Raw genomic sequence first — 23265 nt, forward strand, 5'->3', positions numbered from 1 at the left:
GTCAAATCACTCCGGATTTTAAGGGTACAAAGAAAACGCGATCAAGCCGCGACTCGCGCCACTGCGCGGGTCCGAGGCGCTCGACCAGAGTCAGCACCTGGTTCTGGCCGTCCTGCGAGCCGACCGGCGCGACCAGACGGCCGCCGATCGCGAGTTGTTCAAGTAATGCTTGCGGTACGTCGAGCCCCGCCGCGGCGATCACGATCGCGTCGAACGGCGCCGCCGACGGCAATCCCAACCGCCCATCGCCATAGTGCAAGCGGATGTTCGGAATGCGCAGCGGACGTAAGTTCGTCTTCGCGCGTTCGGACAACGGCTTGATGCGCTCGATCGAGTAAACCTCGCGCGCGACCTGGCTCAGCACGGCCGCCTGATAGCCGCAGCCGGTGCCGATTTCGAGCACGTTGTTCAGCGCGCGGCCGGCGGCGGCCAGTTCGATCATCCGCGCGACTACCGACGGCTTGGAGATCGTCTGGTGGTGGCCGATCGGCAAGGCCGCATCTTCGTAGGCCTGAACCGCGAGACCCGGGTCGACGAACATGTGGCGCGGCACCACCGACATCGCGTTCAACACGCGCTGATCGGTCACGCCGTTCGCACGCAGGCGTTCGACCATCCGTTCGCGAACCCGTTCCGACGTCAGTGCCATCGCGCCGTTCAAGGCGACATTCGGCGCGGCGCTGCGCTCGTTGGATCGGGCAGCGGGCCTGGCCGGCGTGGGTGCCGACGATGACACGGCACGCGCGGTCGAACTCTGCACGACAGGTTTAGGTGGCGCCTTGACCGGTGCTTTGGCGGAAGGCGCGGCCAGCGGCTTCGGCGGCGTCACCGCCGAGGGCTTGGCTTGCGGCTTTATCTGCACCGCGGTCTGCGCCCTCGCCTGCTTGGATTGGGACTTACCCGTGGAACCGAGCGGCGCGTTCTTCGCAGGTTGCTGACGCGCGTTCAGTGCCGCGCTCGCGGCCAGCGCCGCCGCGCGGATTTCGCCTGGGCGTCCTTCGGGCCTGCGTGGTTCGCGCACCAGGTCCTCGAGGCCGAGCGGAAAGCGCTTGGCGCGCTCGCTGCTCATGAAGCGCCGCTGCCTGCGCGTGCCCAGTCGCGCGCCGCGGGTAGCATTTGCGTGTGGGTCAGGTCGAGTTGCAGCGGCGTGATCGACACATGGCCGTTGGCGATGGCGTGAAAGTCGGTGCCTTCGCTCGCGTCGCGCGCGCTGCCCGCCGGACCGATCCAGTAGATCGGTTCGCCGCGCGGGTTGGTCTGGCGGATCACCGGCTGCGACGGATGCCGTTTGCCGAGACGCGTGATCTGCCAGTCGCCGAGTTGCTCGTACGGCAGATTGGGAATGTTGACGTTCAGAAGCGGATGCCCGGGCAACGGCTGCTCGAGATAGTGCGCGACGATTTCAGCGGCGACACGCACGGCGTCGTCGAGATGCACCCAGTCCTTGTCGACCAGCGAGAAGGCGATGGCCGGCACACCGAACATGATGCCCTCGGTGGCGGCCGCGACGGTGCCCGAATAGAGCGTGTCTTCGCCCATGTTCTGACCGTTGTTGATGCCCGAGACCACGAGGTCCGGCGTATGGTCGAGCATGCCCGTCAGCGCGATGTGCACCGAGTCGGTGGGCGTGCCGTTCACGTAATAGAAACCATTGGCCGAGCGCAGTACCGAGAGCGGCCGCGACAGCGTCAGGGAATTCGACGCGCCGCTGCAATTCTGTTCGGGTGCCATCACGGTGACGTCAGCGATCGGCTTGAGCGCTTCGTAAAGCGCGGCAAGGCCGGGCGCCAGATAACCGTCGTCGTTACTGAGTAGGATTCGCATGCGGCGATTGTAACCGAGGAAAGAAGACGCGCGAACGACACGGCAGGCCGTGCGCACGACGTATGCAACACGCACGCGTCGGGATCGTGAAAGGCTGGCGCGAGTCCGCGGCCGGACATGCATCGAGCATTTGCCGATCGCGTGCGAAGCAATAAAAACGCACGGTCGTGCTGATTGTTTTACACTCAGAATACTTGCGAACCCCTGATCGATATGGAGACACGATGCGCGCGATTCGCTGTAAACAATATGGGCCGCCGGAGAGCCTGGTCGTCGAAAACCTGCCGGACCTCGAGCCGCCGCCAGGCCACATCGTGATCGACGTCAAAGCCGCGGCCGTCAACTTTCCCGACGTGCTGATCATCGAGAACAAATACCAGTTCAAACCGCCTCTGCCCTTTACGCCCGGCTCGGAAGTCGCGGGCGTGGTGCGCGCGGTCGGCGCCGGCGTCACGCAATTCAAGCCCGGCTCGCGCGTGGTCGCCTTCACCGGCCACGGTGGTTTCGCGGAGCAGGCGCTCGCGTCCGCCGCGGCCTGCGTGCCGTTGGCGGACGATGTCGACTTCGAGCTGGCGGCAGCGTTCACGCTGGCGTACGGCACGTCGCATCACGCCGTGGTCGATCGCGGCGCCTTGCAAGCAGGCGAGACGATGCTCGTGCTCGGTGCGGCCGGGGGCGTCGGACTAGCGGCCGTCGAAATCGGCAAAGCGCTCGGCGCGCGCGTGATCGCGGCGGCGTCGAGCGACGAGAAACTCGCGACCTGCGTCGAGCACGGCGCGGACGCCACCATCAACTACAGCACCGAAGACCTGCGCGAGCGCATCAAGGCGCTCACCGACGGCAAAGGCCCGGATGTGATCTACGATCCCGTCGGCGGCGTGTATGCGGAGCCGGCGTTTCGCAGCATCGGCTGGCGCGGGCGTTATCTGGTGGTGGGCTTCGCCAACGGCGAGATTCCGAAGCTGCCGCTCAACCTGACGCTGCTCAAAGGCGCGAGTCTGGTCGGCGTGTTTTGGGGCGACTTTGCGAAGCGCGAACCGCAGCACAATCACGCGGCGCTTCAACAGATGACGCGGTGGATCGGTGAAGGCAAGCTCAAGCCGTACGTGTCGGCGCGCTATTCGCTCGAGGACACCGGGCGCGCGTTGCGGGATATGGCCGAGCGTCGTGTGATCGGGAAGGTGGTGGTGACGCCTTAGTCCTGGCGCGATCGATTCATTCTGCTCGGCGCCAAAAAGAAACGACGCGCGGTTTTCCACCGGCGCGTCGTTTTTTATTGAGCTTCGCGCTTTACAACCCCGCGCCGCGCCGACCTACAGCTTTTCCGTATCGCCCGTCTTCGGTTGCCACTTCATCAAGCGCCGCTCGCCGATGCCGACGATCGCATCCAGAATCAGCGCGAACGCGGTTAGCACCAGAATTCCCGCAAACACGGTATTGATATCGAAGGTGCCTTCGGCCTGCAAAATCAGATAGCCGACGCCACGCGCCGAGCCGAGATACTCCCCCACCACCGAGCCGACAAACGCTAGCCCCACCGACGTATGCAAGCTGGAAAACACCCAGCTCATCGCGCTCGGCAAATAGACGAAGCGCAGCAAATGCTTGCCGTTCGCGCCGAGCATGCGCGCGTTGGCGAGCACGACCGGACTGACTTCCTTCACGCCCTGATAGACGTTGAAGAACACGATAAAGAACACCAGCGTGACGCCAAGCGCCACCTTCGACCAGATGCCTAGCCCGAACCACACGCCGAAGATCGGCGCGAGAATCACGCGCGGCATCGAGTTAGCGGCTTTGATGTACGGATCGAACAGCGCGCTCGCGAGCGGCGAGAGTGCGAGCCACAAGCCGACGCCGAGCCCGAGCGCCGTGCCGAGCGTGAACGCGAGCACGGTTTCGACCAGCGTGATCCATAGGTGCAGATAGATCTCGCCGCCCGTGAACCATTCCCAGATCCGCTGCAGCACTTTCTGCGGCTCGCCGAAGAAGAACGCGGCTTTGTTGGGGTCGTCGAAATAGAACGCCGGCAGCAGCGTCGGGCTGGTCAGCACGTACCAGAGCACGAAGCACAGCACGAGCAGCAGCCATTGCCAGATCACCAGATTCGCCCGGTTCGGGCGCAACGTCTTCCACATGACTCGGTTTGCCTTGGACGATTGAGTGGCCAATACGTGACGCAAAAACGTGACGCGTTTAAACGGCAGTGAGTTGCTGCTGATAACCTTTAAGCACCTCGTCGCGCAACACGCTCCAGATCTGCGCATGCAACTCGACGAAACGCGGATGCGAACGGATTTCAGCAACGTCGCGCGGACGCGGCAAATCGATCGTGAACTCGCCGATCGGATGCGTGCCCGGCCCGGCCGAGAGCACCACCACGCGGTCCGACATGGCGATCGCTTCGTCGAGATCGTGCGTGATGAACAACACCGCTTTGCGTTTGGCGGCCCACAAGTCGAGCAACTCGTTTTCCATCAACTGACGCGTCTGGATATCGAGCGCCGAAAACGGCTCGTCCATCAGAATGATGTCTGGATCGAGAATCAGCGTCTGCGCCATCGCGACGCGCTTGCGCATGCCGCCCGACAGTTGATGCGGATAGCGATCGCCAAAGCCGCCGAGCCCGACGCGCTTTAACCACTCGTCGGCTTTGATGCGGGCTTCGGCGGGCGGCACGCCGTGGAACGCGAGACCAGCCATGACGTTGTCGATGGACGAGCGCCACGGCATCAACGCGTCGGCCTGGAACATATAGCCGGCGCGCCGGTTGATGCCCTTGAGCGGCTCGCCGAACACGCTGACCGTGCCCGACGACGGCCCCAGCAGACCCGCGCCGACATTGAGCAGCGTGGACTTACCGCAGCCGGTCGGGCCGACCACTGAGACGAACTCGCCCGGTGCGATGCGCAAGGTAGTGTCCTTCACCGCTGTGTAGCGCTGTGCGCGGTTGTCGCGCGCAGCGAACGTGCAGGTGATGTTGTCGAGCGCCAGTGCGGCAACGGTCATCGTTCAGCTCGCTTCGAAAGATCGGATTGGGTTGGTGATCGCGTCATGGCATGCGGGGCCGCGGCCGGGCGAAAACGCCGCGCGTCACGGCCTCCCTGTCCACGCGTTCAACTTAAGCCTTGACGGTAGTCAGCGCTTTCTTGACGAAGTCGTTGGTCCACGTCTTCGACAGATCGATCGGCTTGCCCTGCACGTTCGGGTCGAATGCCTGCAAGGTCTTCAGCGACGTCGCGGGGCCGTCCGCCGGCATCAGGCCATCGGGCGACATCGCTTCCTTCACGTGCTGCCATGCGTCCAGATACACCGCGCGGTCGCCGAGCAGGTAGCCTTCCGGCACCGTGTTGATCAGTTCGCTGCCGGTCGCCGTTTGCAGCCACTTGAGCGCGCGCACCATCGCATTGGTCAGCGCCTGAGTGGTATTCGGATTCTTCGTGATAAAGCTTTGCGACGCGTACAGGCAGCCCGCCGGCATATCGCCACCGAAGACGCTGCGCGTGTCGGCAAGCGTACGCGTGTCCGACACCACGCGAATCTCGCCGGTGCGCTCGAGCTTGGTCATGACCGGGTCGAGATTGGCGATCGCGTCGATCTGCCCCGACTGCAACGCGGCGATCGCGCCGGCGCCCGCGCCCACGCCGATAAACGCGACGTCTTTCGCGCTCAGCCCGGCTTTTGCCAGCACGAAGCTCGCCATGATCGAGGTCGACGAACCCGGCGCGGTCACGCCGATTTTCTTGCCCTTCAGATCGGCGATCGACTTGTAGTTCGGCATGGTCTTCTTCGACACCGCGAGCACGATCTGCGGCGCGCGTCCCTGCAGGACGAATTCGCGGAACATCTGCTTTTGCGCCTGCAGCAGCAAGGTATGCTCGAACGCGCCGGACACCACATCCGCGCTGCCGCCGACCGCCGCCTTCAACGCTTGCGAGCCGCCGGCGAAGTCGGAAATTTCGACCTCTAGCCCTTCGTCCTTGAAGTAGTTGCGACGCTCGGCGATGGTGAGCGGCAAGTAGTAGAACAGGTTCTTGCCGCCGACGGCGATCGCCACCTTGGTGGTTTCAGGTTTGCCCTGCGCGAAGGCGAGTGGCGTGGCGGCGAGCGTAGCGCCCGCGAGTGCGGCGGTGCCGGCGAGAAAACTTCTCCGTTGCATGGTCTCGAGTCTCCAAACTTTTGTTGTCCGGTTTTATCTTTTAGCACGGCGCTCGTGGGCGCCGCGTGTGCTGCTCAAACGATCTGTTGCGCGTGCAACCTTGCAATGTGGTCTGCATCATAACCTAGCGATTGCAGGACTTCATCGGTATGTTCACCCAGTTCCGGGCCCAGCCAGCGCGTCTCGCCCGGCGTGGCGGAGAGCTTCGGCGTAACCGACGGCAGCGTGATTTCCTGACCGTCCTGCCACTTGAAACGCTGGATCATCTGACGCGCCATGAACTGCGGATCGGTGAACATGTCCGCCACGCTGTAGATGCGGCCCACCGGCACGTCGGCGGCATTCAGCACCGCGAGGGCTTCGTCGATGGTGCGCGTGGCGAGCCACGCGGCGATCGCGCCGTCGATTTCCCGGGTGCGGGGCACGCGGCCGTCGTTGTGCGCGAGCGCCGGATCGTTCGCGAGATCCTCGCGCTCAATGGCGATCATCAGGCGCTTGAAGATCGGATCGCTATTGCCGCCGATCACGATGCTGCCGTCGCGGCACGGATACGTATTGGACGGCACGATCCCCGGCAGCGACGCGCCGGTGCGCTCGCGCACCATGCCGTAGACGCCGTACTCGGGCACCACGCTTTCCATCATGTTGAAGACGGCCTCGTACAGCGCGACGTCGACGACCTGCCCCTTGCCGCCGTTCACCTGCTTGTGATGCAGCGCCATCAGCGCGCCGATCACGCCGTGCAGCGCGGCAATCGAATCACCGATCGAAATGCCGATGCGCGGCGGCGGCAAATCCGGATAGCCGGTGATATGACGCAGGCCGCCCATCGATTCGGCAATCGCGCCAAAACCGGGCCGGTCGCGATACGGACCGGTCTGGCCGTAGCCGGACAGGCGCACCATCACGAGGCCGGGGTTGTCCGCAGAGAGCACGTCATAGCCGAGCCCGAGTTTTTCCAGCAAACCCGGCCGGAAATTTTCGACGACGATATCCGCTTCCTTCGCGAGGCGCCGCACGATCTCCTTGCCCTCTTCGGCCTTCAGATTGATCGTGACGGATTTCTTGTTGCGCGCCTGCACGGCCCACCAGAGCGACGTGCCGCCGACTTCCGGATAGAGCTTGCGCCACTTGCGCAGCGGGTCGCCGCCCTTGGGATCTTCGATCTTGATGACTTCGGCGCCGAACTCGCCGAGAAAGCGCGCGGCGAACGGGCCGGCGATCAGCGTGCCGAGTTCCAGCACCTTGACGCCGGCGAGCGGGCCGGTTTTATCCTGAGGCGCGGCGCTCGCGCCTGATTCAGAGGTAGCGCTCATGTGTCTCCTTTGTCGGCGGGAGTTGGCGCTTTAGCGCCTACTCCCGCCCCATGCAAAGCTGTCGGCAGGAGTTGGCGCTTTAGCGCCTACTCCTGCCCCATGCAAAGCTGTCGGCGGGAGTTGGCGCTTTAGCGCCTACTCCCGCCCCATGCAAAGCCGTTCCGATCCTGACGCCCGTTGCCGTGCGGCGGGCGCCTTCTACATCGAGCGACGATCGAGCATGGCGCGGGCGATCGTGCCGGCGTCGACATACTCGAGTTCGCCGCCCACCGGCACGCCGCGCGCGAGGCGCGTAACGGCGAGGCCGCGCGCCTTGAGCGTCTGCCCGAGGTAATGCGCGGTCGCCTCGCCTTCGTTGGTGAAATTGGTGGCGAGCACGACTTCCTTGACGACGCCATCCGACGCGCGTCTGACCAGCCGGTCGAAATGAATCTCCTTCGGACCGATGCCGTCGAGCGGACTCAGGCGCCCCATCAAGACGAAATAGAGGCCGCGATAGGTCATGGTCTGCTCGAGCATGATCTGGTCGGCGGGCGTCTCGACGACGCACAGCAAGGTGGGATCGCGCTCTTCATCGAGGCAGACCTCGCAGATCTGCGCTTCGGTAAAGGTGTTGCACTTCTCGCAGTGCTGCAGATGCTCGGTGGCGAACAGCAGCGAGCGGCCGAGTTTTTCGGCGCCGTCACGGTCGTGCTGCATCAGGTGGTACGCCATGCGTTGCGCGGACTTCGGCCCGACACCGGGCAGCGCGCGCAGCGCTTCGACGAGCGCCGACAAGGCGGAAGGTTGTTTCATGCGGATCGGCGTCGAAGTGGGTAGTGTCCGGCTATCCGGGTGGCGATGCGGTTGATTCGATCGGTTTACATCATTCCGGCGACGGCCCGGTTAAGCGCGCGCGATGCGCACTTCAGCCGAGCCACGGCCGGGCGGGTCCAGCCGGAACACGCGCGCAGCGAGTGCCGCACAGACGGCACATGCAGCGTGCGCAATTCGCGCGTTCCGTTCACGCCGCGGCGACAGCAGCTACGGCGCGTGACCCGCCGCCTTGCGGCGGCCTGGTTCAGAACGGCAGCTTGAAGCCCGGCGGCAGCGGCAGGCCCGAGGTCATGCCGCCCATCTTTTCCTGGGCGGTGGCTTCGGCCTTGCGCACGGCGTCGTTGAACGCAGCGGCGACGAGGTCTTCCAGCATGTCCTTGTCGTCGGCGAGCAGGCTCGGGTCGATCGATACGCGGCGCACGTCGTTCTTGCAGGTCATCGTCACCTTCACGAGACCGGCGCCCGACTGCCCCTCGACTTCGATCAGCGCGAGTTGCTCCTGCATCTTCTTCATGTTTTCCTGCATCTGCTGGGCTTGTTTCATCAGCCCGGCGAGTTGGCCTTTCATCATGGACATGCTCCTTCTTGATAGCGTGAAATTCGGGAATCGGGCGCGCTATGGTGCATCGCGCGGCGAATCAGTGGACCGACGGCGCGCCGTTCGAACCGGCGTCCGGAGTAATCGGGCGGATCGAGCCCGGCACGATGCTCGCGCCGAACTCGCGGATCAGCGACTGCACGAACGGATCGGCGCCGATCTCGCGCTCCGCCTCCTGCTGACGCTGCGCGCGCAGGGCGGCGTCGTGCGCGGCGGCCGTGCGGCGCGCCGGACCGACTTCGACCAGCACCTCGACAGTCTGGCCGAGCTTGTCGGCGAGCGCCGTTTTCAGTTTAGCGACCTGCGAGGTTTCCGCGTACTGCGGAACCGGCACGTTCAATTTGAGCGTGTTGCCTTCGAGCGCCATCAGTTCGCTGTTGAATGCGAGCTGATATGAAATGCCCTTGAGCGGCAGGTCGACGGCGAGCGCCGGCCAGTCGCCTTTGAAACCCAGCGGATCGAGCGGCACGGCGGGCGGCAGCGGACGTTGATCGACCACCGGCGCGGGTGTGGCCGCTGGCGTCGCGCTTACGCGGACATCGTCAGGGCCGCTGTCGAACACAGGCATGTAGCTGTCGTCCGGCAGGCCGTAGTAGCCTTCGTCCGCGGCGGTGAGCGGCATGTATTCGTCGGGCGGCATGTCGTCCCACGGGGGCACCGACGAGCCGCTTTGCTCGGCGCCGTTACGCTGCGCGGGCGCTGACTGCGCTGACCCTGCGGCGCGAGCGTCCGGGGCTGCTGGTGCGGCATCCTGCTGCGGCGCGCGGCGCGCGGCGCCCGGCGTCGGCACGGGAACAACGACGCGCGGCGCGGCCGGTTTCGGCGTAGCCGGCGCGGCGGGCTTCGCGGCCGCTGCCGCGGTTGCGCGGCCACGGTCCGAGGACACTTTCAAACCGGCGCTGCGCAAGACGTCGAGTGCGGCACTCGCGCCGCCTGCGCGACGCGGCGCGCTATCGGCTGCGGGTGACGGCTCTTGAGACGGTGCTGCTGCGGCCTGCTCGGTGCGTGCGAGCGCGGCGGCTGCGGGTGCGCTTAGCGAAGACGCGGGCGCTGAGTCGTCGAGGGATGCGGCTGCGGGGGCTTCAGTTGTGGCCGAGCCATCAACGCCAGCGGTTACGGAAGCTTCGTTCACCGCCGAGTCGGCGGGCGCGTCATCCCACGGCGCCAAGGCGGCGGCCGCAGGGGTTGCAGACGACACTGGCGACGCAGGTGTCGCGACGGCATCGTCCACCGCCTGCAACGGCGCTGAGTTCACCTCATGAACAACTGGCGCCGACTCGGCGGTGATTGCCGGCTGCGCATCAAGCGATTGTTCGGCTGCTACGCCTTGAGCAGAATCCGGCGGCGTAGCTTGCATGCTGTTATCAGCAGGCCGTACTTCAATCGAGCTATTGGTTTGCTGCGCAGGCTGAACCGATGCGTCAGCCGCAGCGCCCTTACCTACTGCCGCACCATTGCCAGTCTGCGTTTCGCGGACCGGAGCAGTGGCGTCCACGCTCGCTCCACGCGAACTCCCCAACACAGCGCTCGCACCCGCGATCGCCGGCGCTCCCGACGCGCCCTGGTGCGCGGCCACGGCCGGCGCACCCGCGCGTTTCGCCCCACTCGCCCCCGCCTGGCCAAGCGCACGGCCCGAACCCACTGCGCCACCACCACCCGTCGGCGCCGGTTCGAACGCGAGCATGCGCAGCAGCGTCATGGTGAAGCCGGCGTATTCGTCCGGCGCGAGACCCAGTTCGCTTCGGCCGATCGTCGCGATCTGATAGAACAATTGCAACTGCTCGGCGCTCAGCGCTTCAGCGAAGCGGCGCAGGTCGGCCGCCTCGGGCCACTCGTCCAGCACCGACGACGGCGCAAATTGCGCCCACGCGATCCGATGCAGCAAACTCGCCAGATCCTGCAGCGCCGTCGAAAACGACAGGCTGCGCAACGCCATCTCGTCGGCGACCGACAGCACCGCGGCGCCGTCGCCGTCCGCGAGCGCGTCGAGCAGACGAATCAGGTAGCTCTGGTCGAGCGCGCCGAGCATGCCGCGCACGGCTTCTTCATTGACCTGATTGGCCGAATAGGCGATTGCCTGATCGGTCAGCGAGAGCGCGTCGCGCATCGAACCGTCGGCCGCGCGTGCGAGCAGGCGCAGCGCCTGGGCGTCGTACGGCACTTTCTCTTCGCCGAGAATGTGCTCGAGATGCGAGACGATATGGCCGCCCGGCATCTGCTTCAGATTGAACTGGAGACAGCGCGACAGCACCGTGACCGGAATCTTTTGCGGATCCGTAGTCGCGAGAATGAACTTGACGTGCGAAGGCGGCTCTTCCAGCGTCTTCAACATGGCATTGAAGGCGTGGTTGGTCAGCATGTGCACTTCGTCGATCATGTAGACCTTGAAGCGCGCATCCACCGGCGCGTAGACGGCGCGCTCCAGCAGCGCCGCCATTTCGTCGACGCCGCGATTACTCGCCGCGTCCATCTCCACATAGTCGATGAAGCGCCCTTCGTCGATCTCGCGGCATGCGCGGCACACGCCGCACGGCGTGGAGGTCACACCGGTTTCACAATTCAGCGCCTTGGCGAAGATGCGCGACAGCGTGGTTTTGCCGACGCCGCGTGTGCCGGTAAACAGATAGGCATGGTGCAGACGGCCGCCGTCGAGCGCGTGCGTGAGCGCGCGCACCACGTGCTCCTGTCCGACGAGCGAAGCGAAATCCTTCGGCCGCCATTTGCGTGCGAGAACTTGATAGGTCATCCGGAAATTGTATCAGTAACGATGCCGCGCAAAACCGATTCGCGACGGCGCGCGAACGCTTCGCGCCACTTCATTGAAACTGCCTAACGGACCGATAGAAAAAAATAGATAAGGCGCGCGAAAACACGATAAGGCACGGTTGCATGCCGCTGCACTCAGGGTAAAACAGGAGATGGAAAGCGTTCGCGGAAGAACCCGCGGAGAACAACTAGAGAAAACAGAAAGAGGAAGGTGACGAGCCCGACCCTCGGCACTGGTGGAAAACGGCTGTGGCTGCTTCGTTCCCGACCTGACCAGGTTGACCATCCCTCCATGCGAGGAGGCCCGTCACGAAACATTCTATCACCGCTTGGGCCGCCGTGCGACTGTTAATACGAGCAAAGCGTCAACGGCGCGCCGAATCGCGCCCTTTACACCATATAGACGAATGCCGCGACCAACCCGTGCGGATGCCACTTGAGTTTCGCCGTCGAGCCTCCAGATAGGTGGCGTCATGGTTGATGAAACACGGTGGCACTTCATCGGCAGCCGTTGGCCCCACTGCCTCTGATGGGTACTATCGCCCCCGGCAACGCATAGCGAATTAAGCTAAACTGCCGTACGGATGACCCGCAAGCGCGAGCTCTCCGCATATTCCGAAACGGGCTTTCACCTTTTCCGGCGTGTGTCGGCAAGGCTCCGATTGCGGCAAAGCGAACGGAAGTTTCCTTAGGTTTTGACGTATCGTGGCGAGCAATTCAGGCGGGCCTCGAACCGATAGAGGTATTCATACAATGAGCGAACAAATCAAGCATATTAGCGACGCATCGTTCGAACAGGACGTCGTTAAATCCGATAAACCCGTGCTGCTCGATTTCTGGGCTGAATGGTGCGGTCCGTGCAAGATGATCGCGCCGATCCTCGACGAAGTCGCGAAGGATTACGCCGATCGCCTGCAAATCGCCAAGATCAACGTCGACGAACATCAATCGACGCCGGTCAAGTTCGGCGTGCGCGGCATCCCCACGCTGATCCTGTTCAAGAACGGCGCTGTCGCCGCGCAGAAGGTCGGCGCGTTGTCGAAGTCGCAGCTCACCGCGTTCCTCGACGGCAACCTGTAAAAGCGGTCGCAACGGCGCGCTCCGAGCCTTCCGAGGCCCGCGGGCGCGTTGTGTTGAGCGTGTTGTCAGCCGGCAACACGCTCAACAAGAAAGATGCCATGCCGTCGCACTGACGGAAAGTGGCGTGTGCTATGCTAGAATCCGCAAAACGTCGAAAAGACGTGTAAGTCCTTGAGCGGTTCCGCTCACTCTCCTCCCAGATTTCATTTCGTCGCACCTTCTCCTGCGGGTTCTCCGTATGCATTTATCCGAGCTTAAGACTCTGCACGTGTCCGAATTGATCGAGATGGCCAATGGCCTCGAGATCGAAAGTGCGAACCGCCTGCGCAAGCAGGAATTGATGTTTGCCATTCTAAAAAAACGAGCCAAAACGGGCGACACGATCTTCGGCGACGGCACGCTTGAAGTGCTGCCGGACGGCTTCGGCTTCCTGCGCTCGCCGGAAACCTCGTACCTCGCCAGCACGGATGATATTTACATCAGCCCGTCGCAAATTCGCCGCTTCAACCTGCATACGGGCGACACGATCGAAGGCGAAGTGCGCACGCCGAAAGACGGCGAACGCTATTTCGCGCTGGTGAAGGTGGACAAGGTCAACGGCCAGCCGCCGGAAGCCTCGAAGCACAAGATCATGTTCGAAAACCTGACGCCGCTGCACCCGAACAAGGTGCTGCTGCTCGAACGTGAAATGCGTGGCGAAGAAAACGTCACGGGCCGCATCATCGACATGATCGCGCCGATCGGCAAAGGCCAGCGCGGCCTGCTGGTGGCGTCGCCGAAGTCCGGCAAGACCGTGATGCTTCAGCACATCGCTCACGCGATCAAGCAGAACCATCCGGATGTCGTGCTGTTCGTGCTGCTGATCGACGAACGCCCGGAAGAAGTGACCGAAATGCAGCGTTCGGTGGCGGGCGAAGTGATCGCCTCCACGTTCGACGAACCGGCCGCGCGTCACGTGCAAGTCGCGGAAATGGTGATCGAGAAGGCCAAGCGCCTCGTCGAAATGAAGAACGACGTGGTGATTCTGCTCGACTCGATCACGCGTCTCGCGCGTGCGTACAACACCGTCGTGCCGGCCTCGGGCAAGGTGCTGACGGGTGGTGTCGACGCCAACGCGCTACAACGTCCGAAGCGCTTCTTCGGCGCGGCGCGCAATATCGAGGAAGGCGGCTCGCTGACTATCATCGGCACGGCGCTGATCGAAACCGGCAGCCGCATGGACGACGTGATCTACGAAGAATTCAAGGGCACCGGCAACATGGAAGTGCACCTCGAGCGCCGTCTTGCTGAAAAGCGCGTCTACCCGTCGATCAACCTGAACAAGTCCGGCACGCGCCGCGAAGAACTGCTGATCAAACCCGAAGTGCTGCAAAAGATCTGGGTGCTGCGCAAGTTCATTCACGACATGGACGAAGTCGAGTCGATGGAATTCCTGCTCGACAAGATCCGTCAGACGAAGAGCAACTCCGAGTTCTTCGACATGATGCGTCGTGGCGGTGGCAGCTAAGGCCTTGGGCCAATATTGCCGCACTAGCCGTTTCATCCGCATCGCATAGAAAAGCCGCTCGTCGCAAACGAGCGGTTTTTTTTCGTCCGTCTTTTTTGTCGTCTCCGCGTCGCGCGCAAACCACTTCAGCTTCCCAACGTCGACGTCGTCTAGCGCATCAACATGTACGTGAACGTACACGTTGAAGTACAATGCAACCAGTCCGTCATATCTGTCACACGCCTATGTCCAAGGACTCACCCACTCTGCTGACGGTACGCGACGCCGCCGAACGTCTCGGCGTCACCGCGCGCACCCTGAAGTACTACGAGGAACGCGGCCTTGTTTCGCCGACGCGCAGCGAAGGCCGCTACCGGCTTTACGACGAGGACGATCTGAAGCGCTTCGGCCGCATTCTGCGTTTGCGCTCGCTCGGCTTCTCGCTGCACAGCGTCACCGAAATGCTCAAGCGTCCGCTGGAAGCCGTCGACGGCGGCCACCGCTACTCGACCGAATCGCTGCAGCAGATTCACGACGCCATCGAGCAACAGGTCGCAGCACTCGACGAGCGCATCGAAAGCATGCGCCGCGAACTGAAGGAAGCGCAGAAACTGCGCGCCGAACTGAGCCCCGACCTCGACTATCTCAAGCGGCGCCTCGCCGGCGAGAACGCAGAGGCGCTGCTCGAACAGCGCCGCAGCGCGCGCGCCAAAGCGGGCAATGCGCCACCCGCAAAGCAGGCAAAAGAATCTGACGACCCCGCGCCGGGCGAATCTTCATGAGCACGACGTCATCCCGGGTACCGTTGTTCAGCGTCGAAAAACTGCGCGGCGATTTCTTCCCCTGGGTGCTGGCCGTCGTCACCGGCCTCGATTATTTCGACAACTCGATCTTCTCGTTTTTCACCAGCTATATCGCCGGCGGCATCAACGCGTCGCCCGATGAACTGGTGTGGGCGTCGAGCGCCTATGCAGTCGCGGCGGTGCTCGGCATCCTGCAGCAGCAATGGTGGGTCGAACGCTTCGGCTACCGGCGCTACGTGGCCGGCTGCATGCTGCTCTATGCTGCCGGTGCGATGGCCGCGGCGATGTGCGAATCGTCGATCGAACTGGCATTCGCGCGTGGCTTCCAGGGCTATTTCATCGGGCCGATGATGGGCACCTGCCGCATCCTGATTCAGATGAGTTTCAAACCGCAGCAGCGGCCCGCGGCCACCCGCGCGTTTCTCGCGCTGATCGTCCTGAGCAGCGCGCTCGCGCCGCTGATCGGCGGCCAACTGGTCGGGCATTTCGACTGGCGCGCACTGTTCGCGTGCACGGCGCCCGTGGGCGTGCTGTTCGCCGTGCTGGCCATGCTCGCGCTGCCCGACTCCGGCAACCGCCTGCCCGAGGAACGCGGCGCCGCGCATTTCTGGCCGTACATCATCTTCGCGTTCGCACAAGGCGCGCTGCAAATCGTGATGCAGCAGGTGCGCTTCCAGTTGTTCAGCGCGTCGCCCGGACTGATTCTGCTGAGCGTCGCCGGGATCGTCGCGCTAGGCTGGTTCGCCTATCACCAGTGGCATCATCCCGCGCCGCTCGTGCGCCTCAATGCGTTGCGAGAGAAGGTCTTCCAGGTCGGGCTCGTGCTCTACATGTTCTACTACTACATCTCGACCGTGTTCAGCTATCTGATCTCGCGCTTTCTCGAGAGCGGACTCGGCTATCCGGTCGAAAACACCGGGCAACTGGTCGGCGTGACGTCGCTGATTTCGGCGAGTGCCCTGTTCGTCTATTTGCGTTATGCGAAGCTGCTGCCGCGCAAGAAGTGGATCATCGTGCCCGGCTTCGCGGTGGCCGCGTTCGCGGCGGCGTGGATGACGCGCATGTCGCCCGGCGTCGGCGAAGCGGCGTTGCTGCTGCCGCTGCTGTTGCGCGGCCTGTTGTTGCTGTTCATCGTGCTGCCGGTCGCCAATCTGACGTTCAGAATTTTCGCCATCGAAGAATTCACGCACGGCTACCGGCTGAAAAACATCGTGCGGCAACTGACCATGTCGTTCGCGACGGCCTCCGTGATCATCGTCGAGCAGCATCGGCAGGCGCTGCACGAAACTCGCCTCGCGGAGTTCGTGAATCCGTACAATCCTTTGTTCCAGAACTCGCTCGCCGCGCTGACGAATGGCTTTGCCGTCGCCGGCCACTCGCCGTCCGAGGCGCACTCGCTGGCGATCGTGGAAATCAGCCGCGCGGTCGCGCAACAGGCCAGTTTTCTGGCTTCGCTGGACGGCTTCTACTTCCTGATCGGCGTGGCGATATGCGGCGGCCTATTTGCCGCGTGGCAAAAACAGATCGACTAAGGGTTGCTTCAGGCCATGCTCTCGAAACTGACTCAATGGTTCGGCACACGCCGGCGCGAGCGCGCGCTGCGCGACTACGCGATCGACGATTCGCTCTGGCAGACCACGCTCGACGGCCTGCCGTTCCTCGCGCATCTCGATGCGCCGGAGCTCGTGCGCTTGCGCGAACTGACGAGCCTGTTCCTCGCGCAGAAGGAATTTTCGACCGCGCACGAACTGGCACTCACCGACGCGATGACCGTGGCGATCGCGGCACAAGCGTGTCTGCCGGTGCTGAACCTGAGCCTCGATCTGTATCGCGGCTGGGTCGGCGTGATCGTCTATCCGGGCGAGTTCGTGATCCGCAAAACCGTCGAGGACGAAGACGGCGTGGTGCACGAAGTCGAACAGGACGCGAGCGGCGAAGCATGGGAAGGCGGGCCCGTGGTGCTGTCGTGGGAAGACGCGCAGATGACGGACGGCTCGGACGCCTATAACGTCGTGATTCACGAATTCGCGCACAAGATCGACATGCTGAACGGCGAGGCGGACGGCCACCCACCACTCATTCGCCGCTGGCACGCGCCGCTCGATTCCCAAGCGTGGGCCGACGTGTTCGACCACGCTTACGACCACTTCTGCGCGAAAGTCGACACGGTGCCCGAGCGCCGCTGGGCGCGCTTCGAGCGCGACTCGCTGATCGATCCGTACGCGGCAGACCACCCATCGGAATTTTTTGCCGTTTGCAGCGAGGCGCTGTTCGTCCAACCGCAGGCGTTCGAAGCCGAGTATCCGGAGCTTTACCGATTGCTCGCACGCTATTACAGGCAGGATCCGGCACGGGTCGGCATGACATTCACTGCCGCCTGACGCGCAACGCCCGCCAGGCAAGGGCCGCCGCCCGGTGCGCACACGCGCCGCGACCCTGCAAAACAGCCGTGAAAACGGCATGCACCGTTAGCAAAAAGCCGGCGCAAAAGTCGTCAAGCGACTGATTTTCTGGCATAATCGCCGTTTTTCGACCATAGGCAAGTGGCTCGCGCCTAGATGCGGTCTGTTCAAATACGGTCGCACGCGGGTTGGCTACCGCCAGATTAAAGGAAAGACCATGAAAGAAGGCATTCACCCGGATTACCGCGAAGTTCTGTTCATCGACGTGTCGAACGACTTCAAGTTTGTGACGCGCTCGACCATCCAGACGCGTGAAACCGCCGAATTCAACGGCAAGACCTACCCGCTCGCCAAGATCGAAGTGTCGTCGGAATCGCATCCGTTCTACACCGGCCAGCAAAAGATCATGGACACGGCAGGCCGCGTCGAGAAGTTCCGCAACAAGTTCGGCTCGCGCGCTACCGGCAAGGCAGCAGCGAAGTAATACCTGGCTCGTCGCCGGCTTTGGCCGGCAGCGAAGCAGGAGCAGAAAGGGCAGCGCGAGCTGCCCTTTTTTGTCGCCTGGCTGATTCATCGCCAATGCCCGAGGGTCAAATGCTCGCGCGCGGCGCAGCGCCGAACCCGTGTTACAGCTTTCCCAACGACGTTGCGAGCCGTTACCGGCCGTGACGCGCATCGCACGGCGCGACTACAATGCCGGATGCTCCAAATTGGCCATTCCAGCCGGACATGCCGTCCGGTCCCGGCTGCACCGCTTATCCGATATCCACACACCGCATGAGACCTGTCGTTCGCCTCACTGCTTCAGCGACCAGTGCGTTGCCGCGCTGGCTGTTGCTGACCATCTGTATCGTCTACGCATCGTTCGGACTGTTCGGCCGCGATCCGTGGAAGAACGAGGATGCAGCCGGCTTCGGCGTCATGTGGACCATGGCGAACGGCGGCGCGCACGACTGGCTGCTGCCGAATCTGGTCGGCAAATACCTCACTGAAGACGGTCCGCTCGGCTACTGGTTCGGCGCCAGCGCGATCCGCCTGCTCGCGCCATGGGTCGATGCGAGCAATGCCTCGCGTGTCTTCACCGGCCTGATGTTCTGCGCGGGCTGCGCGTTCGTCTGGTACGCCGCCTACCTGCTCGGCCGCCGCGCCGAAGTTCAGCCGTTCAAGTACGCGTTCGGCGGCGAGCCGGAACCACGCGACTACGGCCGCACGCTCGCCGACGGCGCGCTGTTGATCCTGCTCGCCTGTTTCGGCCTCGCCGAGCGCGGCCACGAAACCACGCCGCAGCTCGCGCAGTTCTTCGGCATCGCGATGCTCGTGTACGGGCTCGTGCGCATGATCGACAAGCCGATTCAGGGCGCGCTGATCTGGGGACTCGCCATCGCGCTCGTTACCCTGGCCAGCAGCCCGGTGCTGGTCGGCGCACTGCTGCTCGGCACGCTGGCGATGACGCTGATCGTGCGCGAGACGCGCTCGCGCTGGCTCCTGCTGGCGGGTCTGCCGGTGGCGCTCGCGCTGTCCGTGGCGTGGCCGATCGCCGCGCTCGCCGCCTTCCCCAACGACGCCGTCTGGTACCTCAATCAGTGGGTGCACGTCAGCTTGAGTTCGTTCGCCGGGCCGCCCGGCTCGGTAGCCGGGTATGCGCTGAAAAATCTGCCGCTCTTCACCTGGCCGGCGTGGCCGCTGGCACTCTGGGCATGGTTCAGCTGGTCGGGCTTGCGGCGCGCGCCGCACGTGGCCATTCCGCTTTCGGTGATCGGGCCGCTGTTCGTGCTGGTCGTGCTGCAGAGCCATCAGTCGAACCGGCTTTACATGCTGCTGCTGCCGCCGCTCGCGGTGCTGGCCGCTTTCGCGCTGCCCACGCTCAAGCGCGGCGCGATCAACGCGATCGACTGGTTCGCGCTCCTGAGCTTCACGATTCTCGGCAGCTTCGTCTGGCTGGTCTATATCGCGGGGCTGACCGGTTTCCCGCATCCGCTTGCGCGCAACCTCGCGCGTCTCGCGCCGGGCTTCGCGCCGCAGTTCAAGATCCTGTCGTTCGTGTGCGCGGTCGCCGTGACGATCTGCTGGTTCGTGCTGGTGCGGTGGCGTCTCGCGCGCCATCCGAAAGTTTTGTGGCGCAGCGTGGTGCTTTCGAGCGCCGGCACCACCTTGATGTGGGTGCTGCTCATGACGTTATGGCTGCCGGTCGTCAACTACAGCCGGACCTATAAGGACGTCGCTGAACAGATATCCGCCCATCTGCCGGACGACTACACCTGCATTTCACCGGTGCGCCTCGGCAATGCGCAGATCGCGACCTTCGCCTATTTCGGCGACATGCACTTCTCCTTCGACCAGGACTGCGATGTGATCCTGCGTCAGGACACGCAGGACTACGGCGAACCGAGCGCAATGTCCGACTTCGTCTGGAAGCTGGTGTGGGAAGGCCGCCGCGTGGCCGACCGTGACGAACGCTTCCGTCTGTACGTGCGCATCGACCGTCCGAAGCCGCCGGTCGTCAAACGCCGCAACTGGCACAAGAAGTCCGACTGAGCATGCTCGCCGACGTACGGAAAATCGCCGGCCTCGCGTGGCCGGTGTTGATCGGCCAACTGGCGATCATCGCGTTCGGCGTGATCGACACGGCGATGGTCGGCCGCTACTCGGCTGTCGACCTGGCCGCGCTCGGCCTCGGCTCGTCGATCTATATCTCCGTATACATCGGCCTGACCGGCATTCTGACCGCGCTGCAACCGATTACCGCGCAACTCTACGGCGCGCGCCGCTATGCCGAGATCGGCGAGGAAGTTCGTCAGGCCTTGTGGCTCGCGGCGGCGCTGACCGTGATCGGCTTCCTGATTCTGTTTTTTCCGGGCCCCGTGCTGCAGCTGGCGCGCGTGCCCGAGGCGCTGCACGAGCGCACTGTCGCGTATCTGCGGATTCTGGCCTTCGGCTTGCCGGCCGGCCTCGCTTTTCGCGTCTACAGTTCGATCACCAATGCGGTCGGCAAGCCGCGGCTCGTGATGATCCTGCAGATCGGCGCGCTGCTGCTGAAGGTGCCGCTCAATACGTGGTTCATCTTCGGCGGGTTCGGCGTGCCGGCGCTCGGAGGGCCGGGCTGCGCGCTCGCCAGCACCATGATCAACTGGGCGCTGGCCGCACTCGGCATGCTGCTGCTGACGCGCGTCGACGTATTCGCGCCGTTCGCGATCTTCGCGCAGTTCTGCTGGCCGGTCTGGCGACGCCAGGCGGCGCAATTGCGGCTGGGCATTCCGATGGGCCTGTCGTATCTGATCGAAGTGACCTCCTACACGTTCATGGCGCTCTTCATTGCGCGCTTCGGCACGACGACGCTGGCCGGCCACCAGATCGCCGGGAATATCGGCGCGGTGCTGTATATGACGCCGCTGTCGATCGGGATCGCTTCGTCGACGCTGGTCGCGCAGGCGCTCGGCGCGCATCGTCCGGAAGCGGCGCGCACGCTGTCGCGTCACGGCATCATGATGGCCATGGCGATCGCCTGCTGTTACGGCGCGATCGTGCTGGTGCTGCGGCCCTACATCATCGAAGGCTATACGCCGAATGCGCAGGTCGTGGCGGCGGCGTTGCCGCTCGTGTTGATCGTCGTGTGCTATCACCTGTTCGATGCGTTGCAGATCACCACCGCGTTCGTGCTGCGCGCCTACAAGGTGGCGGTCGTGCCGACCGTGATCTACGCGGTGGCGCTGTGGGGCGTCGGGCTCGGCGGCGGCTATGTGCTCGGCTTCAACGTGACCGGCGTCACGCCGGAATGGCTGACCGGCGCGCGCGGCTTCTGGGTGGCGAATACCGCGAGTCTGGCGATTGCGGGCATCGGCTTGCTGATGTATTGGCGTGTGGTGAGCAAGCGGTATTCGCATGCCGAGGCGGCGCTTCGGGCGGATTCGGCGGCTTGACGGGGCTGTCTGTCGTAGGCTGCAGAATGGCCGGGCTTTCTTCCTGATAAGCCGCTGTTTGGTTCCTGCCCACATACGCTCTGTCGTAGTGGCTGGTAATGATAGACCGTTAGTTGCGTTGGAGTCTCAATAAAAGCGGCTGCGCAACGCAGCCGCTTGCCCTGCCCTTGCCTCGCGGATCTCAACCCGCGTGGGCTTCCTCCTCCCGCACCTGCGCGGCGCTCGCCGATTGCGCGTCATTCAATGCCTGATCATGGCGCTCGAAAATCTCGCGTGCGGCAAACAGCGCATTCAGCGCCGCCGGAAATCCCGCATAAAGCGCCATCTGCATGAACACCTCGACGATCTCCTCGCGCGTGCAGCCGACGTTCAACGCCGCCTCGATATGCACCTTCAACTGCGGCTGCGCGCAGCCGAGCGTGGCCAACGAGGCGATCGTGACGATTTCACGCGCGCGCAGATCGAGTTGCGGCCGGCTGTAAATATCGCCGAAGCCGAATTCAATCAGCAGACGGCCAAAATCCGGCGCGATCGGCGCGAGCGCGGCGATCACCTGCTCGCCGGCCGAGCCGTCGATCTGCTTCAGTTTGTCCCAGCCTCGGGTGTAGCGGTCGTTGTGTGCGTGGTCCATGGTGAGTCCTCTTCCGAATGTGAATGCGCCTGGGTTTCGTCGGTCTGTCGTGTCGAATGATCGGCGGCCGGCGCGCGCCCGGCCGCTTCGTAGTACGCGATCTTGTCGACGATCGCGCCGAGGTTGATCTGCAACTCGGCGATTCGCGCCAAAACCGCATCCCGATGCGCCACAAGCATGTCGCGGCGCGCGCCCACCGTCGGCTGACCTTGCGCGCGCAACGCCGCGAACGCCTGCATGCCGGCGATCGGCATACCGGTCGCCTTCAGGCGCATCACGAACTGCAGCCAGTCGAGATCGGCCGGCGAATACAGCCGATGCCCCGCCTGCGTGCGGCCGACGGCGCGAATCAGCCCGGCCTGTTCGTAGTAGCGCAGCGTATGCGTCGAAACGCCGATCGTTTCAGCGACCTGCCCGATGGTGAGTGCTTTCGAGATATTCGGCATGACGGAACTCAGGTTAGGACTTCGAGTGCACTCTAAGTCAAGCGCGTCGTGCTGTCATTTGTCTGCACGGTCATTTTTTATGGCGTGGGGTTTGATCGATAAACTCATAACAGCCTAATAACGAGGCAAAAGGTTTAAATCTTGCTCACACTGATTTACTTGTCATGAATCGATCGGTATAACTCGTCCGCGTTCGCAAATAAGGGCGCGCAATTTGTTCTATGCTTAAGCGCAGCGAATGCTGACAGGATGAGTCGTCCCGAGTCGTTTGAGTCGTCCCTTTGCGGCTCACTTTTTTGCCCTCAATGGAGTGCTTGCCATGCTGAAGAAGCTTTTAATGCTTTGCGTCGCTTTGGCTTTGTCGCTGTCGGCCGGATTTGCGGCGGCCGTCGAAGTGAACTCCGCCGATCAGGCGGCGCTCGAATCGGTTAAGGGTATTGGCCCGGTGCATGCGAAAGCGATCATCGACGAACGCACCAAGAATGGCCCGTTCAAAGACGCCGATGATCTCGCCACGCGCGTCAAGGGCATCGGAGCCAAATCGGTGACCAATCTCGAAGCGGCCGGACTGACGATCAATGGCTCGTCCACGCCGCCGAGCGGCGCCAAGCCCGCTGCGAAGCCGAGCAGCACGGCAGGCACCAAGGCAGCGCCCGCGGCTACTGCGCCTACGGCGGCGCCAACCACGGCTGCGAACACGACGCCAGCCGCCCCGGCGGATGCCTCCGGCGCGAAGGCGTCGAAGTCGAAGAAGAAGAGCAAAGCTGCGGCGTCCGAGGCAGCAGCGGCTTCCGCGCCGGCTACTGCGGCAGCGGCGGCGCCGGCTGATGCCTCGGATACCAAAGCATCGAAGAAGAAAGCCAAGAAGAGCAAGGCCGCATCGGCTGCGGCGGCCTCGGGCGGTGCCTGACCGCACGAAACGAGGACCGGACAGAATGAAACGGAGTACGAAACAGGATTGTGCGCCGGCAGCGTAACGGCCCAGGTGATACGCGCGTGATTCCACGCGACGAACCATCAG

The 23265-nt window shown here is 63.6% G+C and carries 21 protein-coding genes and 1 other RNA gene; 10 read left to right on the plus strand and 12 right to left on the minus strand.

Annotation, left to right across the window (positions count from 1 at the left end):
• Position 1: 1 nt before the first annotated feature.
• Positions 2-1069, minus strand: a complete 1068-nt coding sequence (locus ACQKRQ_RS15600) for a protein-L-isoaspartate(D-aspartate) O-methyltransferase (protein ID WP_132374768.1) — start codon at positions 1067-1069, stop codon at positions 2-4.
• Entirely contained in the window at positions 1066-1824 is a 759-nt protein-coding gene (surE, locus tag ACQKRQ_RS15605; RefSeq protein ID WP_132374769.1) for a 5'/3'-nucleotidase SurE, read from the minus strand. Before surE ends, ACQKRQ_RS15600 begins: the two co-directional genes overlap by 4 nt.
• 224 nt (positions 1825-2048) lie before the next feature.
• Here surE and ACQKRQ_RS15610 point away from each other — a divergent pair, with 224 nt between their 5' ends.
• A complete protein-coding gene (locus ACQKRQ_RS15610) occupies positions 2049-3023 on the plus strand; it encodes an NADPH:quinone oxidoreductase family protein (RefSeq protein ID WP_427477993.1) in 975 nt (324 codons plus the stop codon).
• Between the two features lie 114 nt (positions 3024-3137).
• Here ACQKRQ_RS15610 and ACQKRQ_RS15615 read toward each other — a convergent pair whose 3' ends face one another.
• From ACQKRQ_RS15615 to ffs, 8 genes are all read right to left on the minus strand, one after another.
• Positions 3138-3962 carry an ABC transporter permease gene (locus tag ACQKRQ_RS15615; protein ID WP_132374771.1) on the minus strand — a complete coding sequence of 275 codons (825 nt, stop codon included), beginning with the start codon at positions 3960-3962 and terminating at the stop codon, positions 3138-3140.
• Positions 3963-4020: 58 nt separating this feature from the next.
• Entirely contained in the window at positions 4021-4833 is an 813-nt protein-coding gene (locus tag ACQKRQ_RS15620; RefSeq protein ID WP_427477995.1) for an ABC transporter ATP-binding protein, read from the minus strand.
• Positions 4834-4945: 112 nt separating this feature from the next.
• The gene (locus ACQKRQ_RS15625; protein WP_132374773.1) at positions 4946-5983 is read right to left on the minus strand and encodes an ABC transporter substrate-binding protein; all 1038 of its coding nucleotides are present in this window, start codon (positions 5981-5983) and stop codon (positions 4946-4948) included.
• Between the two features lie 74 nt (positions 5984-6057).
• Positions 6058-7299 (minus strand): CaiB/BaiF CoA transferase family protein, encoded by a 1242-nt coding sequence (locus ACQKRQ_RS15630; protein ID WP_427477997.1) that lies wholly within the window; start codon positions 7297-7299, stop codon positions 6058-6060.
• A 198-nt stretch (positions 7300-7497) separates the two neighbouring features.
• A complete protein-coding gene (recR, locus tag ACQKRQ_RS15635; RefSeq protein WP_011488245.1) occupies positions 7498-8094 on the minus strand; it encodes a recombination mediator RecR in 597 nt (198 codons plus the stop codon).
• 265 nt (positions 8095-8359) lie between these two features.
• Positions 8360-8686: a YbaB/EbfC family nucleoid-associated protein gene (locus ACQKRQ_RS15640; RefSeq protein ID WP_007182071.1), complete on the minus strand. Its 327-nt coding sequence runs from the start codon at positions 8684-8686 to the stop codon at positions 8360-8362.
• A 67-nt stretch (positions 8687-8753) separates the two neighbouring features.
• The gene (locus tag ACQKRQ_RS15645) at positions 8754-11459 is read right to left on the minus strand and encodes a DNA polymerase III subunit gamma/tau (protein WP_427478001.1); all 2706 of its coding nucleotides are present in this window, start codon (positions 11457-11459) and stop codon (positions 8754-8756) included.
• A 230-nt stretch (positions 11460-11689) separates the two neighbouring features.
• An RNA gene (gene ffs, locus ACQKRQ_RS15650) (signal recognition particle sRNA small type) lies at positions 11690-11788 on the minus strand.
• 444 nt (positions 11789-12232) lie between these two features.
• Between ffs and trxA the strand changes: the two genes are divergently transcribed.
• The 8 genes from trxA to ACQKRQ_RS15690 all read left to right on the plus strand — a co-directional run bounded on the left by trxA (position 12233) and on the right by ACQKRQ_RS15690 (position 21167).
• Positions 12233-12559 (plus strand): thioredoxin TrxA, encoded by a 327-nt coding sequence (gene trxA, locus ACQKRQ_RS15655; RefSeq protein WP_006048864.1) that lies wholly within the window; start codon positions 12233-12235, stop codon positions 12557-12559.
• Between the two features lie 238 nt (positions 12560-12797).
• On the plus strand, positions 12798-14066 hold the full coding sequence (gene rho, locus ACQKRQ_RS15660) for a transcription termination factor Rho (protein WP_006048863.1): 1269 nt from the start codon (positions 12798-12800) through the stop codon (positions 14064-14066).
• 224 nt (positions 14067-14290) lie between these two features.
• Positions 14291-14827 (plus strand): MerR family transcriptional regulator, encoded by a 537-nt coding sequence (locus ACQKRQ_RS15665; protein ID WP_427478004.1) that lies wholly within the window; start codon positions 14291-14293, stop codon positions 14825-14827.
• Positions 14824-16380: an MFS transporter gene (locus tag ACQKRQ_RS15670; RefSeq protein ID WP_427478006.1), complete on the plus strand. Its 1557-nt coding sequence runs from the start codon at positions 14824-14826 to the stop codon at positions 16378-16380. Before ACQKRQ_RS15665 ends, ACQKRQ_RS15670 begins: the two co-directional genes overlap by 4 nt.
• 15 nt (positions 16381-16395) lie before the next feature.
• Positions 16396-17229 carry a zinc-dependent peptidase gene (locus ACQKRQ_RS15675; RefSeq protein ID WP_427478008.1) on the plus strand — a complete coding sequence of 278 codons (834 nt, stop codon included), beginning with the start codon at positions 16396-16398 and terminating at the stop codon, positions 17227-17229.
• Between the two features lie 238 nt (positions 17230-17467).
• A complete protein-coding gene (locus tag ACQKRQ_RS15680) occupies positions 17468-17734 on the plus strand; it encodes a type B 50S ribosomal protein L31 (protein WP_064269917.1) in 267 nt (88 codons plus the stop codon).
• A 293-nt stretch (positions 17735-18027) separates the two neighbouring features.
• Positions 18028-19785 carry an ArnT family glycosyltransferase gene (locus tag ACQKRQ_RS15685; RefSeq protein ID WP_132374780.1) on the plus strand — a complete coding sequence of 586 codons (1758 nt, stop codon included), beginning with the start codon at positions 18028-18030 and terminating at the stop codon, positions 19783-19785.
• A gap of 2 nt (positions 19786-19787) precedes the next feature.
• The gene (locus ACQKRQ_RS15690; RefSeq protein ID WP_427478011.1) at positions 19788-21167 is read left to right on the plus strand and encodes an MATE family efflux transporter; all 1380 of its coding nucleotides are present in this window, start codon (positions 19788-19790) and stop codon (positions 21165-21167) included.
• Between the two features lie 181 nt (positions 21168-21348).
• Here ACQKRQ_RS15690 and ACQKRQ_RS15695 read toward each other — a convergent pair whose 3' ends face one another.
• Positions 21349-21798, minus strand: coding sequence for a carboxymuconolactone decarboxylase family protein (locus ACQKRQ_RS15695; RefSeq protein WP_427478013.1), 450 nt, complete (start codon positions 21796-21798; stop codon positions 21349-21351).
• Complete coding sequence (locus ACQKRQ_RS15700; RefSeq protein WP_427478015.1) at positions 21750-22244, minus strand: MerR family transcriptional regulator; 495 nt, start codon at positions 22242-22244, stop codon at positions 21750-21752. The genes ACQKRQ_RS15695 and ACQKRQ_RS15700 overlap by 49 nt, the downstream gene beginning before the upstream one ends.
• A 319-nt stretch (positions 22245-22563) precedes the next feature.
• Between ACQKRQ_RS15700 and ACQKRQ_RS15705 the strand changes: the two genes are divergently transcribed.
• Positions 22564-23154, plus strand: a complete 591-nt coding sequence (locus ACQKRQ_RS15705; RefSeq protein WP_408175581.1) for a ComEA family DNA-binding protein — start codon at positions 22564-22566, stop codon at positions 23152-23154.
• Positions 23155-23265 lie beyond the last annotated feature (111 nt).

The organism is Paraburkholderia sp. NPDC080076 (genome assembly GCF_050281145.1).
Taxonomy (GTDB): Bacteria; Pseudomonadota; Gammaproteobacteria; order Burkholderiales; family Burkholderiaceae; genus Paraburkholderia.

Excerpts from the sequence above, each read along its gene's own strand:
- ACQKRQ_RS15675 (WP_427478008.1), top strand. The coding sequence starts at position 16,396 with ATGCTCTCGAAACTGACTCAATGGTTCGGCACACGCCGGCGCGAGCGC.
- ACQKRQ_RS15640 (WP_007182071.1), bottom strand. The coding sequence starts at position 8,686 with ATGATGAAAGGCCAACTCGCCGGGCTGATGAAACAAGCCCAGCAGATG.
- recR (WP_011488245.1), bottom strand. The coding sequence starts at position 8,094 with ATGAAACAACCTTCCGCCTTGTCGGCGCTCGTCGAAGCGCTGCGCGCG.
- trxA (WP_006048864.1), top strand. The coding sequence starts at position 12,233 with ATGAGCGAACAAATCAAGCATATTAGCGACGCATCGTTCGAACAGGAC.
- ACQKRQ_RS15615 (WP_132374771.1), bottom strand. The coding sequence starts at position 3,962 with ATGTGGAAGACGTTGCGCCCGAACCGGGCGAATCTGGTGATCTGGCAA.
- ACQKRQ_RS15630 (WP_427477997.1), bottom strand. The coding sequence starts at position 7,299 with ATGAGCGCTACCTCTGAATCAGGCGCGAGCGCCGCGCCTCAGGATAAA.
- ACQKRQ_RS15685 (WP_132374780.1), top strand. The coding sequence starts at position 18,028 with ATGAGACCTGTCGTTCGCCTCACTGCTTCAGCGACCAGTGCGTTGCCG.
- ACQKRQ_RS15680 (WP_064269917.1), top strand. The coding sequence starts at position 17,468 with ATGAAAGAAGGCATTCACCCGGATTACCGCGAAGTTCTGTTCATCGAC.
- ACQKRQ_RS15705 (WP_408175581.1), top strand. The coding sequence starts at position 22,564 with ATGCTGAAGAAGCTTTTAATGCTTTGCGTCGCTTTGGCTTTGTCGCTG.
- ACQKRQ_RS15700 (WP_427478015.1), bottom strand. The coding sequence starts at position 22,244 with ATGCCGAATATCTCGAAAGCACTCACCATCGGGCAGGTCGCTGAAACG.
- ACQKRQ_RS15600 (WP_132374768.1), bottom strand. The coding sequence starts at position 1,069 with ATGAGCAGCGAGCGCGCCAAGCGCTTTCCGCTCGGCCTCGAGGACCTG.
- ACQKRQ_RS15625 (WP_132374773.1), bottom strand. The coding sequence starts at position 5,983 with ATGCAACGGAGAAGTTTTCTCGCCGGCACCGCCGCACTCGCGGGCGCT.
- ACQKRQ_RS15645 (WP_427478001.1), bottom strand. The coding sequence starts at position 11,459 with ATGACCTATCAAGTTCTCGCACGCAAATGGCGGCCGAAGGATTTCGCT.
- ACQKRQ_RS15690 (WP_427478011.1), top strand. The coding sequence starts at position 19,788 with ATGCTCGCCGACGTACGGAAAATCGCCGGCCTCGCGTGGCCGGTGTTG.
- ACQKRQ_RS15670 (WP_427478006.1), top strand. The coding sequence starts at position 14,824 with ATGAGCACGACGTCATCCCGGGTACCGTTGTTCAGCGTCGAAAAACTG.
- rho (WP_006048863.1), top strand. The coding sequence starts at position 12,798 with ATGCATTTATCCGAGCTTAAGACTCTGCACGTGTCCGAATTGATCGAG.
- ACQKRQ_RS15620 (WP_427477995.1), bottom strand. The coding sequence starts at position 4,833 with ATGACCGTTGCCGCACTGGCGCTCGACAACATCACCTGCACGTTCGCT.
- ACQKRQ_RS15695 (WP_427478013.1), bottom strand. The coding sequence starts at position 21,798 with ATGGACCACGCACACAACGACCGCTACACCCGAGGCTGGGACAAACTG.
- ACQKRQ_RS15610 (WP_427477993.1), top strand. The coding sequence starts at position 2,049 with ATGCGCGCGATTCGCTGTAAACAATATGGGCCGCCGGAGAGCCTGGTC.
- surE (WP_132374769.1), bottom strand. The coding sequence starts at position 1,824 with ATGCGAATCCTACTCAGTAACGACGACGGTTATCTGGCGCCCGGCCTT.
- ACQKRQ_RS15665 (WP_427478004.1), top strand. The coding sequence starts at position 14,291 with ATGTCCAAGGACTCACCCACTCTGCTGACGGTACGCGACGCCGCCGAA.